This is a genomic window from Octadecabacter sp. R77987 (assembly GCF_042466115.1).
Classification (GTDB): Bacteria; Pseudomonadota; Alphaproteobacteria; order Rhodobacterales; family Rhodobacteraceae; genus SW4.
Window position 1 is genome coordinate 2,728,458 of record NZ_JAXHBQ010000001.1, and the last position, 11,719, is coordinate 2,740,176.

The 11,719-nt window shown below is 60.7% G+C and carries 12 protein-coding genes and 1 pseudogene; 3 read left to right on the forward strand and 10 right to left on the reverse strand.

Features of this window, described 5'->3' with window-relative positions; genetic code table 11:
* Window positions 1-39: 39 nt before the first annotated feature.
* The 3 genes from SJY21_RS13870 to SJY21_RS13880 are packed head-to-tail and all read left to right on the forward strand — an operon-like array spanning window position 40 to window position 3,307.
* Window positions 40-1,044 carry an ABC transporter ATP-binding protein gene (locus SJY21_RS13870; protein WP_377511872.1) on the forward strand — a complete coding sequence of 335 codons (1,005 nt, stop codon included), beginning with the start codon at window positions 40-42 and terminating at the stop codon, window positions 1,042-1,044.
* Complete coding sequence (locus SJY21_RS13875; RefSeq protein ID WP_377511875.1) at window positions 1,041-1,814, forward strand: L-iditol 2-dehydrogenase; 774 nt, start codon at window positions 1,041-1,043, stop codon at window positions 1,812-1,814. Before SJY21_RS13870 ends, SJY21_RS13875 begins: the two co-directional genes overlap by 4 nt.
* The gene (locus SJY21_RS13880) at window positions 1,814-3,307 is read left to right on the forward strand and encodes a mannitol dehydrogenase family protein (RefSeq protein WP_377511878.1); all 1,494 of its coding nucleotides are present in this window, start codon (window positions 1,814-1,816) and stop codon (window positions 3,305-3,307) included. Before SJY21_RS13875 ends, SJY21_RS13880 begins: the two co-directional genes overlap by 1 nt.
* Here the strand turns inward: SJY21_RS13880 and SJY21_RS13885 are convergent.
* The 10 genes and pseudogenes from SJY21_RS13885 to SJY21_RS13930 all read right to left on the reverse strand — a co-directional run bounded on the left by SJY21_RS13885 (window position 3,304) and on the right by SJY21_RS13930 (window position 11,675).
* On the reverse strand, window positions 3,304-4,251 hold the full coding sequence (locus SJY21_RS13885; protein WP_377511881.1) for a phosphatidate cytidylyltransferase: 948 nt from the start codon (window positions 4,249-4,251) through the stop codon (window positions 3,304-3,306). The genes SJY21_RS13880 and SJY21_RS13885 overlap by 4 nt on opposite strands.
* Window positions 4,248-4,910 carry a lysophospholipid acyltransferase family protein gene (locus SJY21_RS13890; RefSeq protein WP_377511884.1) on the reverse strand — a complete coding sequence of 221 codons (663 nt, stop codon included), beginning with the start codon at window positions 4,908-4,910 and terminating at the stop codon, window positions 4,248-4,250. Before SJY21_RS13890 ends, SJY21_RS13885 begins: the two co-directional genes overlap by 4 nt.
* Window positions 4,911-5,005: 95 nt before the next feature.
* The gene (locus tag SJY21_RS13895; protein WP_377511887.1) at window positions 5,006-5,290 is read right to left on the reverse strand and encodes a hypothetical protein; all 285 of its coding nucleotides are present in this window, start codon (window positions 5,288-5,290) and stop codon (window positions 5,006-5,008) included.
* 27 nt (window positions 5,291-5,317) lie between these two features.
* A complete protein-coding gene (locus SJY21_RS13900) occupies window positions 5,318-5,998 on the reverse strand; it encodes a PspA/IM30 family protein (RefSeq protein ID WP_377511890.1) in 681 nt (226 codons plus the stop codon).
* A 106-nt stretch (window positions 5,999-6,104) separates the two neighbouring features.
* On the reverse strand, window positions 6,105-6,710 hold the full coding sequence (locus tag SJY21_RS13905) for a TetR/AcrR family transcriptional regulator (protein ID WP_377511893.1): 606 nt from the start codon (window positions 6,708-6,710) through the stop codon (window positions 6,105-6,107).
* A gap of 55 nt (window positions 6,711-6,765) precedes the next feature.
* On the reverse strand, window positions 6,766-7,995 hold the full coding sequence (locus SJY21_RS13910) for a mandelate racemase/muconate lactonizing enzyme family protein (RefSeq protein WP_377511896.1): 1,230 nt from the start codon (window positions 7,993-7,995) through the stop codon (window positions 6,766-6,768).
* A 36-nt stretch (window positions 7,996-8,031) separates the two neighbouring features.
* The gene (locus tag SJY21_RS13915) at window positions 8,032-9,117 is read right to left on the reverse strand and encodes a Zn-dependent alcohol dehydrogenase (RefSeq protein ID WP_377511899.1); all 1,086 of its coding nucleotides are present in this window, start codon (window positions 9,115-9,117) and stop codon (window positions 8,032-8,034) included.
* 79 nt (window positions 9,118-9,196) lie between these two features.
* Window positions 9,197-10,408: pseudogene (locus tag SJY21_RS13920) on the reverse strand (TCR/Tet family MFS transporter); the annotation flags it as partial.
* 72 nt (window positions 10,409-10,480) lie between these two features.
* Complete coding sequence (locus tag SJY21_RS13925; protein WP_377511902.1) at window positions 10,481-11,272, reverse strand: alpha/beta fold hydrolase; 792 nt, start codon at window positions 11,270-11,272, stop codon at window positions 10,481-10,483.
* 40 nt (window positions 11,273-11,312) lie between these two features.
* The gene (locus SJY21_RS13930) at window positions 11,313-11,675 is read right to left on the reverse strand and encodes a hypothetical protein (protein WP_377511905.1); all 363 of its coding nucleotides are present in this window, start codon (window positions 11,673-11,675) and stop codon (window positions 11,313-11,315) included.
* Window positions 11,676-11,719: the final 44 nt, after the last annotated feature.

Consider the following 11,719-nt stretch of genomic DNA (forward strand, 5'->3'; position numbering starts at 1 on the left):
CATCAAGACAAACGCGCTGCGGCGCACGAGGAGAATATCATGGGACGGATCGTACTTGATAAAGTGAAAAAGCAATTCGGCGACGTGGAAGTCATCCCGCCGCTGGACCTTGAAATCGAAGACGGCGAGTTTGTCGTCTTTGTCGGCCCCTCGGGGTGTGGCAAGTCCACGCTGCTGCGTATGATTGCGGGTCTGGAAGACCTCACCGCGGGCGACATCAATATCGACGGCGACGTTGTGACCGAAGTGCCCCCCTCCAAGCGTGGCCTTGCGATGGTGTTCCAGTCCTATGCGCTTTATCCGCATATGACTGTGCGCAAGAACATCGCCTTCCCCTTGCGGATGGAAGGGGTTGATCAGGCCACACAGGACGCCAAAGTCGCCGCTGCCGCGAAATCCCTGAACCTTGGTGACTATCTGGATCGCAAACCGGGCCAGTTGTCGGGTGGTCAGCGCCAGCGTGTGGCCATTGGCCGTGCGATTGTGCGTGAACCGGCGGCATTCCTCTTTGATGAACCGCTTTCCAACCTCGACGCCGCACTGCGGGTCGGCATGCGCCTCGAGATCATGGAACTTCACGAGAAGCTGAAAACCACCATGATCTATGTGACCCACGATCAGGTTGAGGCCATGACAATGGCTGACAAGATCGTCGTGTTGCAGGCCGGTGTGATCGAACAGGTTGGTTCCCCGCTTGATCTGTATCATGCACCGCGCAACGTCTTTGTGGCCGGTTTCATTGGTTCGCCCAAGATGAATCTGATCGAAGGACCCGAAGCCGCCAAACATGACGCCAAAACCATCGGCATCCGCCCCGAACACTTGTCGGTGTCCAAGGAAAGCGGCACCTGGAAAGGGACCGTTGGCGTGGCCGAACACCTGGGTTCGGATACATTTATTCACGTCCACGACACGGGCCTGGGCGACATGATCACTGTGCGCATCACAGGCGATATCGAAGCCCGCCATGGCGACACGATCTACCTGACGCCTGATCTGGAAAGATTGCATCGTTTTGGTGCGGACGGACTGCGGATTGCATGACACGGCTTGCTGGAAAAACCGCGCTGATCACGGGCGCTGCCCGCGGGATCGGGCTGGCGTTTGCGCAGGCTTACGTCGCCCAGGGCGCGCGCGTTGCGATTGCCGACATCAATATTGATGCGGCGCGCAAGGCGGCGGATGATATCGGCAAAAGTGCCATCGCCGTGGCGCTGGACGTCACCGATCAAGCAAGTATCGACGCCTGCGTCAAAGCCGTGGAAACCGAATTTGGCGCGATTGACATCCTGATCAACAACGCCGCCTTGTTCGAGGCCGCAGAGCTGGTCGACATCACCCGCGCGAGTTACGACAAGCTGTTTGCGGTCAATGTCCAAGGCACCTTGTTCATGATGCAGGCGGTCGCGAAATCCATGATTGCGCGCGGGCAGGGTGGCAAGATCATCAACATGGCCAGTCAGGCCGGGCGGCGCGGTGAGGCCTTGGTCGCGGTTTACTGCGCAACCAAGGCGGCCGTGATCAGCCTGACACAATCCGCGGGCCTGAACCTGATCAAGCACGGGATCAACGTGAATGCCATCGCGCCCGGCGTAGTTGACGGCGACCACTGGATCGGCGTGGACGCCTATTTCGCCAAACTGGAAGGCCTGCAACCGGGCGAGAAAAAGAAACAGGTTGGCGCGGCTGTTCCGTTCGGGCGCATGGGCACTGCCGATGATCTCACCGGGATGGCCGTGTTTCTGGCCACACCGGACGCCGACTATATCGTCGCGCAAACCTATAACGTCGATGGCGGGAACTGGATGAGCTGATGGCACAAAAACTAACCCTCGCGAACCTGCCCAAACTGGCCGAAACCGTGGCCCGCCCGTCCTACGGGCGTGCCGACCTTAGTGCTGGCATCCTGCATATTGGTGTCGGCAATTTTCACCGCGCGCATCAGGCCGTCTATCTGGACCGGTTGTTTGATATGGGCGAAAGCCGTGACTGGGCCATTGTCGGTGCAGGCGTCAAGCATTTCGATCAGGCCACCCGTGACCGGCTTGAGGGGCAGGACTGGCTGTCGACGATCGTCGAACTTGATCCCGACCAGCTGGGTGCGCGGGTCAACGGCGCAATGATTGATTTCCTGCCGGTCGATCCGGCGGCGATTGTCGCAAAACTGGCCGATCCGGCGATCCGTATCGTGTCACTGACCGTGACCGAAGGCGGCTATTACGTTGACGCGCTGACAGGTGGTTTTGATACCAGACATCCCGAAGTGCAGGCCGATGCCGGTGCACCTGCCAGCCCCAAGACCGTGTTCGGGATGATCATCGCCGGCCTGCGCGCGCGCCGTGACGCGGGGCAGGTGCCCTTTACCGTGATGTCTTGCGACAACCTGCCCGAAAACGGCCATGTGGCCCGCAACTCGGTCCTTGGAATGGCCCGGCTGGTTGATGCTGATCTGGCCGATTGGATCGCCGACAACGTGGCCTTTCCCAACGGCATGGTTGATTGCATCACCCCCGCCACCACCGACCGCGAACGTGCCCTTGTGCGCGACCGGTTCGGGATCGAGGATGCGGCCCCGGTGATCTGCGAACCCTTTCACCAGTGGGTGCTTGAGGATCACTTTACCGCCGGTCGCCCCGCCCTTGAAAAGGTCGGTGTCGAATTTGTGGACAACGTCACCCCCTATGAATTGATGAAGCTGCGTATCCTGAACGGGGGCCACGCCGCGATTGCATATGTGGGTGCGTTGTTGGGGCACACCTATTCCTACGAGGCGATGAACGATCCTGATATTGCCGCGTGGTATGCGCATCTGGGCCGGACCGAAATCATTCCGACGCTTGATCCGATCGCGGGCGTCGATTTTGATGCCTATCTGACTACCTGCATTGCGCGATTTGGCAATACGGCTGTGGCCGACACCGTGGCGCGGCTGTGTCTGGACGGGTCGAACCGCCAGCCAAAGTTTATCCTGCCCACGCTGCGCGATGCGCTGGCGCAAAAGGGTGCCATTGACGGGCTGGCGCTGGAAATCGCACTGTGGTGCCGGTTTTGTGCCGCAACGGCTGACGCGGGATCGGAACTTGCGCTTGAGGACGAGCGCGCGCGCGCCCTGTCCAAGGCCGCCCTTGCAACCCGTGATACCCCTGATGCCTTCCTTGGGATCACGGATGTTTTCGGCGATCTGCAAAGAAACGCGCGCCTTTGCGCGGCCTTTTCCGACTGGATGCAGATGCTGTGGGCACACGATCCGCGCACCGTTTTGCGCGCCTATGTTGCTGGCCCCGAAGCCATGCGCAAACTGGCCTAAGCGCCCCAGAAATACAGCGTCAGGTGATAGAAAATCGGCGCGGCAAAAACGACGCTGTCAAGCTGGTCGGCCACGCCGCCCTGACCGGGGATCAAGTGCGACCAGTCCTTGATCCCACGGTCGCGCTTGATCGCGGCAAAGACGATGTTGCCAAACATTCCCACCAGTGATGCAACCCCGGCCATGGCCATCGCACCGATGATGCCAAAGGGTGTGATCCAGGCCAGCAAGGCACCGATCAACATGGCCGACCCGACGCCGCAGATCAGCCCTTCATAGGTCTTGGGTGAAATGCCGGCAGCGATTTTCGTACGTCCGATCCGGCGGCCAAAGAAGAAATCCAGCAGGTCGCCGAACTGCACTACCAACACCAAAAAGGCGATCAGCAGTAGCGCGCGTTCAGGCGGGTAGCCCTCGATTTTCACAGTCATCAACGCAGGCACATGGCTGGCACAAAACACCGCGATCATCAGCCCCCATTGGGTTTCGGCCACCCGCACAAGAAAACGGTTCGCATCGCCGCGCAACGCGCTGACGATAGGCAACAGCAGGAACGCATAGACGGGGATGAACACCGAAAACAGCCCCGACCAGCCCAGCCAGATCAGCAGGTATTGCACCGGCATCACGACATAAAACGCCACCGCCAGTGACATGTGATCGGCCTGCGACTTGCTGGTCATTGTCAGCAATTCGCGCAAGGCCGCAAAGGAGGCAAAGGCAAACAGCACCACGATCCCGATCCGCCCGATCAGCAGCGCAAGCGACAGCAGGATCACCATCGCCCACCACGAATGCACGCGGGTCATGAATGTTTCGACGACGGGGTTCGTGCCGTCGGGCGCGACCTTGGCGCGCAGGACTTCACCAAAAAAGGTCAGCGCCATCAGGATGCCGGCAACGCCCAGAAACAACAGCAGGATATCGGATGTTGTATCGGTCATGTGCGCACCTCGGGGGCAAGGCCGACCAAGGCATCAGAGGCACGGGTCAGGAAATCATCCTTGCCCTCGCCCGATGCCACATGGACGGGCGCGCCAAACGTGACGGTGCAGATCAGGGGCAGGGGGATCACCTCGCCCTTGGGCATGATTTCATTGACGTTGGCGATCCATGTAGGGACCAGATCAACATCGGGAAAGGCCTTGCCGATGTTATAGAGCCCCGCCTTGAAGGGCAGTAGCGGATCCTCGGTCATATTGCGGTTGCCTTCTGGGAAAATGATCAGGCTCGATCCGTCCTCAAGGGCTTGCAGGATGGCCGCCATCGGATCTTCACCAGCGGCGCGGGCCTCGGGGCGACGATCGACCAGCACACAGTTGAAAACTTCGGGGCCGACAAAGGCGCGCAGCTTGTTCTTGAGCCAGTAATCCGCCGCCGCCACGGGGCGCACGCTGCGCCGCATGGCAGGCGGTAGGCAGGACCAGATCATCGGCATATCGCCGTTGCTGACGTGGTTGGCATAGTAAACGCGCTGGCGTGGCACAGGTTCGATCCCGCGCCAGTCGGGGCGCACCGCCGTCACAAAGCGTGCGAACATCGCGATGGCATGACCAACGATATTGGCAGCGAAACGGCGCAAAAGGATCAAAGGGTTCACCATTGTGTCAGAGTGGCGCAGGCGTGCGGATTTGAAAAGCGTTTAGACGCGAAAAACCCCGCCCCCCGTGATCAGGGGGCGGGGCAGGGGTGGTGGGATCAGTCCTCGTTGGCACCCACATATTCGCTCAGGATCTTTTCGTTGCGGGCCTCTTCAAGGCGCTGCAAACGGTCTTCGCTCAGGCGGTCGTCAAAGCGGTATTTGACGAAATTCACAAGGCTGAGCGTCAGCAACAGGATACCGATGCCCCAATAGCCCTTGGTCGAAAGCGGCACATCGGGCGACATGTAAAGCGACAGCGCCAGCATCCCGTAGGCGATCAACACGCCAGCCGCGTTAAAGGTCATGATCAGGCCGTTGTCATTGCGATTGAAGTTGTTCATTTTTCTATTCCTTTTCCGTGTGTTACGTTACTTGGATTTCTTTTTCAGCCGGGCCAGAACATCGTCTGCCGTGGTCCGTGTCGCGGGACCAAAACCTTGATCGGCCATGCGGTCGGCCAGTGTTTCATGGCCCAGATCGCGGTCGATCTCGCGCAGGATTTCCGATTGTTCAAAGGGGTCGTCGCGGCCCATGACACGGGCGATCAGTTCTTCGGCTTCTTCGACGTTGGACGTGCGCCCGATGGTCGTGTTGAGGCGCGACTGGATCGCCTGTTCGTTGCGCACGGCCTTGGCCTGAATAGCGCCCTGTTTCAGGTCGATGATGCGGCGGTGGCCTGCTTCGATGCTTGCGCGCAAACGCACGGTTTTCTGGTCAAGTCGCGTCAGGGTCTCGCGCCGGATCACCAGTTCGTTCTCCATCTGGGCGATGGCATGGGCGGCCTCGGTCGCCATGTCGTCGCGACCGTTTTCGATCGCCTGTTCGGCGCGCTTGGTCATGTCCTTGATGCGGGTATCAAGGTTTTGTTTCTGGCGCTCCTCGCTGCGCTGACGCTGGATCAGACTGGCCAGCGTGGCCTTGGCGGCTTTGATGCCGGCCTCGGCCTCGCGGATTTTCTGATCGATCAGTTCAATCGCAAAAGCGTCACGCACCCGATCTTCCGAGCGTGCATTCACACCCGCGATCAGGGTTGAGAGTGTCTTGAACATCGTCGTTCCTTTCATGTTGTGGCGCTCGTTTGATTTCGTGAACACCGTTCATGAATTGAACCTAGCAATTGAGTGAACATTGTTCAAGGCATTTTGTGAACATTGTTCAGGAAATATCGCCTGCGGCCGTCAACTGCCGTAAAACAAGGGAAATCATGCGGTCGATTTCGTCCGTTGGCACGCCTGATGCGGCCTCATCCAGCGCCAAAAGCACGATTCCATGGACCGAGGAAAACAGCGCACGGGTCATCAATTCCAAATCTGATTCGTCCAGATCGGGGAAAATCACCGACAAGGGCGCGGCGATATAGGCCATCAGGCGGCCCATTTCGCGCAGATACCAGTCGGGCGCGGATTCACCCTCCGCGCGGTCCACGTCAAACATCGCGCGCCACAGGTTGTGGTTTTCCGCGGCGAACCGGTGATAGCCCTGCGACATCACCACCAGCTGTTCGACAGCATCCGTGGGCGCAGCGGCCAATGCTTCGGACACGGTTGCGCCCAGTTTGTCAAAGGTGCGGGCGTTCACGGCCAGCACCAGATCGGTCAGATCGCCAAAGACGTTATAGATTGCGCCGACAGCACAACCCGCATCCGCCGCCAGATCACGCGCACGCAGGGATGACAGCCCGTCCGCCGCGATCCGGCGTTCCGCGTGGGCGATCAGGTTTTCGCGCAATGCGCGGCGGCGCTCTTCGACTTTGCCTGCCATGGGGACTCCTGTGAACTTTGTTCAAACTAGCCCGCAGATTGGCGTTTGCAAACCCCTAGTCTTTGACCGGCGCACCACCGGCAAAGATGTTCCCACCCACATAATTGATCGGGTCTTCCTGCATTTGCAGATGTAGCCCGTCATCGGTGTAGGGATGGGCGCGCGCAAGGTCTTCGTCAAAGTCGAACCCAAGGCCGGGTGCTGTGGGCGGCGTGATATAGCCATCCGCGACCGCGATCGCGCCTTTGATCAACCCGTGATGGAACGGTGTTTCTATGGTTTCGGCCATCAGGATGTTGGGGATCGACGCAGCCAGATGCACATTCGCGGCCCACTCCACGGGTCCGGCATAAAGGTGCGGCGCCATCTGCGCGTTATATACCTCGGCCAGCGCGGCGATCTTTTTGGTTTCCCAGATGCCGCCGGACCGGCCCAAGGCCGGTTGCAGGATCGTCGCCGCCCCGCTGCGCAGAACGGTTGCAAATTCGGCCTTGGTCGTCAGCCGTTCGCCCGTGGCCACGGGGATGCGCACAGCCTGCGCGACCTTGGCCATTTCACCCGGATTGTCGGGCGGAATGGGTTCCTCATACCAAAGCGGCGAATAGGGTTCCAAAGCCTGCCCCAGCCGGATCGCGCCCGCCGTTGAAAACTGCCCGTGAGTGCCAAACAGCAGGTCGGCGCGGTCGCCCACAGCCTCGCGGATCGCTTTGCAAAAGGCGACAGAGGTTTCGATGTCCGACATCGCGGGCATATGTCCGCCACGGATCGTATAGGGGCCGGCGGGGTCGAATTTCACCGCGGTATAGCCCTTGTCCACCATCGCCAGCGCACTTTCGGCCGCCATATCTGCGCTGGCCCAGAAATCGGGCAGGGGGTGATTGGGCTGCGGATACAGATAGGTATAGGCGCGCACACGGTCGTTCATCCGCCCGCCGATCAGCGCATGAACAGGGCGGTCACGGTCCTTGCCCAGAATATCCCAGCAGGCGATTTCAAGGCCGGACCACGCGCCCATCACCGTCAGGTCGGGGCGCTGCGTGAATCCGGCGGAATAGGCGCGGCGGAACATCAATTCGATGTTTTCAGGATTTTCGCCCAGCATGTGGCGTTCAAACACATCCGTGATCACCGCCTTCATCGCATCAGGGCCGACCGATGACGCATAGCATTCGCCGTATCCCACAACACCTGTGTCGGTGGTGATCTTGGGGATAATCCAATACCGCCCGCCCCAACCGGGGGCGGGGGGTGCGGTGACGATGATATCAAGATCCTGAAGTTTCATGGTGCGGCCCTGTGGTAAGGTGGGTCTTGACCCACGTTACCTGAACACGATCACATTGCGGCCCGCTTGGCCAGTTTTCGTGTCGGCAATTGCTTCGTTGATCTGATCCAGCGACCAGCGCCCCGAAATCAACTCGTCCAGCTTCAAGCGCCCCTGCTGATAAAGATCCACCATCCACGGGATATCGCGCTTGATGACCACATCACCCATTTTCGACCCGATCATGGATTGGCCCACGGCGGCGAAATTGCCCGCTTCATAGGTCGAAGCAGCACCCGTCGCGGGCATGCCAACCATGATCACCTTGCCGCCACGGGCAAGGTATTGCGGGGCCTGATCATAGGCCTTGGCGACCCCCACGGTGACAAGAACCGCATCCGCACCACGCCCCATAGCCGCCTTGGCGTCGCGCCAGGGTGTGTCGCCTGTGGCCAGCACGCCGTCGGTTGCGCCAAAGCCGCGCGCCATTTGCAGTTTTTCGGGCGACATATCAACAGCGACGATCCGGCGTGCACCGGCAATCCGTGCGCCCTGAATTGCGTTCAGGCCCACACCACCCGCGCCGATCACCACAACATCCTGCCCTGCGCGCAGCTTGGCGGCGTTCACCACCGCGCCCACACCCGTGATCACGCCGCAGGCCAGCAAGGATGCAGCCTCCATTGACATGGTTTCAGGGATCGTGACGACCTGCGATTGATCGACGACCACCTTTTCAGCGAATGCCCCGCAGGCCATCGCCTGATGTAATTTTGACCCGTCCGGCATGGTCAGCGGGCCATGGTCCCCGTCATATCCGGTTTCGCAGATCACCGGCGCGCCAGCGCTGCACGACGGGCAGGTGCCGCAAGCGCGGATCAGGGTGACGACGACCGGATCGCCGATATTCAGCCCTTGGGCGTTGGGGCCAAGGGCGGTGATACGCCCCGCTGCCTCGTGGCCATAAACGGCGGGCAGTGACCCGCCCCAGGCCCCATCGGCATAGGAAATGTCGGAATGGCAGATCGCCACCGCATCAAGGCGCACTTCGACTTCGCCCGCGATGGGTGTGCGCAAGTTGACGGTTTCAACGGTAAGTGGCCAGCCAAATTCGTGGCAAACGGCAGCTTTGATCTGGGCCATGCGCCCCTCCCTAATTTTCCGGTATGGTGCGATTGCGGTTGCCTGCCTGCAAGCACTTTTCCGGCAAAAACAGGCCGCTTTACGCCGCGTTCGGCGCGCGCTCGCGCATTTGGAAAATACCGATGCAGACGGCGACCAGCACAGCCGACAACAGGAAAGGCGCTCCGGGGAAATAGCTGTCGCTGCCGGACGTGAAATACCAGAACGTCTGGGTCATCAGCAGGGGAGCGATGATCGTCGCGACCGCGTTGATCGAGGTCAGCGCGCCTTGCAACTCGCCCTGTTGGTCATCACTGGCCGTGCGCGACATGATCCCCTGAATGGCGGGCCCCGCGATGGACCCGAAGGCCGTCAGCGGTGTCAGCGCCAGCGCAATCCAGCCGTTCGTCACAAAGGCCAGCGCCACAAAAGCGACGACATCGGCGCCCAGCCCCAGCAGCACCGCGTTGCGTTCGCCAATCGCGCGCAGGATCGGGCGGATCAGCACGCCTTGCATGATCGCGATGAATATCCCGAACATTGCCAGTGACGCGCCGATCATCCCCGGCCCCCAGCCAAAGCGCGCCTCGCCGTAATAGGCCCAGATCGCCGGATAGACGAAAAACGCGACCGCGTAGATGAACGTGACCAGCATCAGGCGTCCAAGGCCCGGCAATCCGCCGATGTATTTGAATGCGCCCAAGGGGTTCGCGCGCGCCCAGCGGAACGGGCGGCGAATGCGGTCGGTCACGGTTTCGGGCAGCACGAAATAGCCGAACGCAAGGTTCAGCGCGGCCAGCGCGGCGGCGGCATAGAACGGAGCGCGGGTGCCGTAGCCGCCCAAGACCCCGCCGATCAGCGGCCCCAAAACGAACCCCACGCCAAAGGCCGCACCGATCAGGCCAAAGTTGGCGGCCTTTTCCTCGGGCTTGGAAATATCGGCCATATAGGCACCCGCCGTCGAATGGGTCGCCGCCGTGATCCCGCCAACCACGCGGCCCAGAAACAGCAGCCAGATCGTGCCGGCCACGGCCATCACCAGATAATCCAGCGCCATCACAAACAGCGCGATCAACAGCACAGGACGGCGGCCATACCTGTCGGACAGGTTGCCGACCACGGGGCCGAACAAAAACTGCATCACCGCGAATGTGGTCGCCAGAATACCGCCCCAAACGGCGGCATTGCCCAGATCGCCGCCGTGAATTTCGCGGATCAGGGCGGGCATCACCGGCATGATCAGCCCGATTCCCATGGAATCAAGGACAACCGTGATCAGGATAAAGGTGATGGGCAGGCGGTTGTTCATGGTGACCCTTGCAAACGATCCGACCCAATTAAACCGATTGGTTCACTTTGCAAGGAAATGTTTGCGATTGCCTGTTCAGCGATGGCCGATTTCGGTCAGGAACGCGGTTATACGGGCCGCCGTGCCCGCAGGGTCTTGCAAGGGTGGCACATGCCCGACGCGGCGCATCAGTTCAAAGCGCGATCCGGGGATCAGATCGGTTGTTTCGCGCACAAGGTCGGGCGGGGTCGACCCGTCCTCGGCCCCCGCGATCCCCAAGGTGGGCAGGCGCAAACCACTGGTCGGTGTCCAGAAATCGGTGCCCGCGATGGCCGCGCTACAACCTGCATAGCCCACCGGATCGCAGCGCAACAGCCGCGCGCGTGCCTGCGCCATTTGACCCTGATCACCGCGCGGGCCGAACCAGCGCGCGATTGTATCGTCGGTAATCGCGCCGATCCCGCCACGGTTCACGGTGTCGATCCGCGCTTGCCATTGTTCGGGGCGCCCGATCTTGGCAGCCGTGTTCGACAGCACCAGCGCGCGCACCAGATCAAGCCGTTTCACGGCCAGCCCCTGCGCGATCAACCCGCCAATCGACAGGCCCAGGGTCACGGCGTCGCGGATATTCAACGCATCGCAGACCGCCTCGCAATCGGAAATCAGCGCGCCCATACTATAGGGGGCAGGCGGCACATCGGATTGCCCATGCCCACGCATATCAGGGCAGACGATCCGCAATCCTGCGGGCAAATGTGCGACAACATCATCCCAGATCGTGCCGTCCAGCCCCAGCGCATGCAGCAAGACAAATGGCACACCATCGGCGGGGCCGCTTTCGCGTGCAAACAGCGTCACGCCGTCGCGGATGATGCGGTGATCGGTCATAGCCCCGATTTGGCGCGCGTTTCGGGCAGGGTCAACCGTTTTAGGTCGACAGGACCGCCGCGCCAAAGAGAACCAGCGCGCCACCCGCCATATCGCGCAGGCCCAGACCTTCGCCAATCGCGCTGGCCACAAGGATAATGATCGTCGTTTCGGCGGCCAGCACTGCGATATAGGCTAGTCCAAGATCGGTGCGTTGTAGCAGCAACACTTCGGCCAGAACGGCCAGGCAGAGGCACAGCCCGATCGCAGAAATAGCGATCAGACTGGGCGTGCTTGATGCGGCCTTCATGGCGAGGGTCGCAGCAGCATAGCCCAGCCCGCTAAGGATAATCAGAGTCGTCGGGCGAAATAATACGTCAAGCACAATGCCCTCCAGCGTCAATAAAATAAGGTATCGTTTCAATACCCGTAATGCTGACGCTGGTTTGCATTTCGGGCAAGGCAGGA

Bases quoted from the DNA above. Each gene is read 5' to 3' on its own strand.
- SJY21_RS13870 (WP_377511872.1), top strand. From the start codon at position 40: ATGGGACGGATCGTACTTGATAAAGTGAAAAAGCAATTCGGCGACGTG.
- SJY21_RS13875 (WP_377511875.1), top strand. From the start codon at position 1,041: ATGACACGGCTTGCTGGAAAAACCGCGCTGATCACGGGCGCTGCCCGC.
- SJY21_RS13880 (WP_377511878.1), top strand. From the start codon at position 1,814: ATGGCACAAAAACTAACCCTCGCGAACCTGCCCAAACTGGCCGAAACC.
- SJY21_RS13885 (WP_377511881.1), bottom strand. From the start codon at position 4,251: ATGACCGATACAACATCCGATATCCTGCTGTTGTTTCTGGGCGTTGCC.
- SJY21_RS13890 (WP_377511884.1), bottom strand. From the start codon at position 4,910: ATGGTGAACCCTTTGATCCTTTTGCGCCGTTTCGCTGCCAATATCGTT.
- SJY21_RS13895 (WP_377511887.1), bottom strand. From the start codon at position 5,290: ATGAACAACTTCAATCGCAATGACAACGGCCTGATCATGACCTTTAAC.
- SJY21_RS13900 (WP_377511890.1), bottom strand. From the start codon at position 5,998: ATGTTCAAGACACTCTCAACCCTGATCGCGGGTGTGAATGCACGCTCG.
- SJY21_RS13905 (WP_377511893.1), bottom strand. From the start codon at position 6,710: ATGGCAGGCAAAGTCGAAGAGCGCCGCCGCGCATTGCGCGAAAACCTG.
- SJY21_RS13910 (WP_377511896.1), bottom strand. From the start codon at position 7,995: ATGAAACTTCAGGATCTTGATATCATCGTCACCGCACCCCCCGCCCCC.
- SJY21_RS13915 (WP_377511899.1), bottom strand. From the start codon at position 9,117: ATGGCCCAGATCAAAGCTGCCGTTTGCCACGAATTTGGCTGGCCACTT.
- SJY21_RS13925 (WP_377511902.1), bottom strand. From the start codon at position 11,272: ATGACCGATCACCGCATCATCCGCGACGGCGTGACGCTGTTTGCACGC.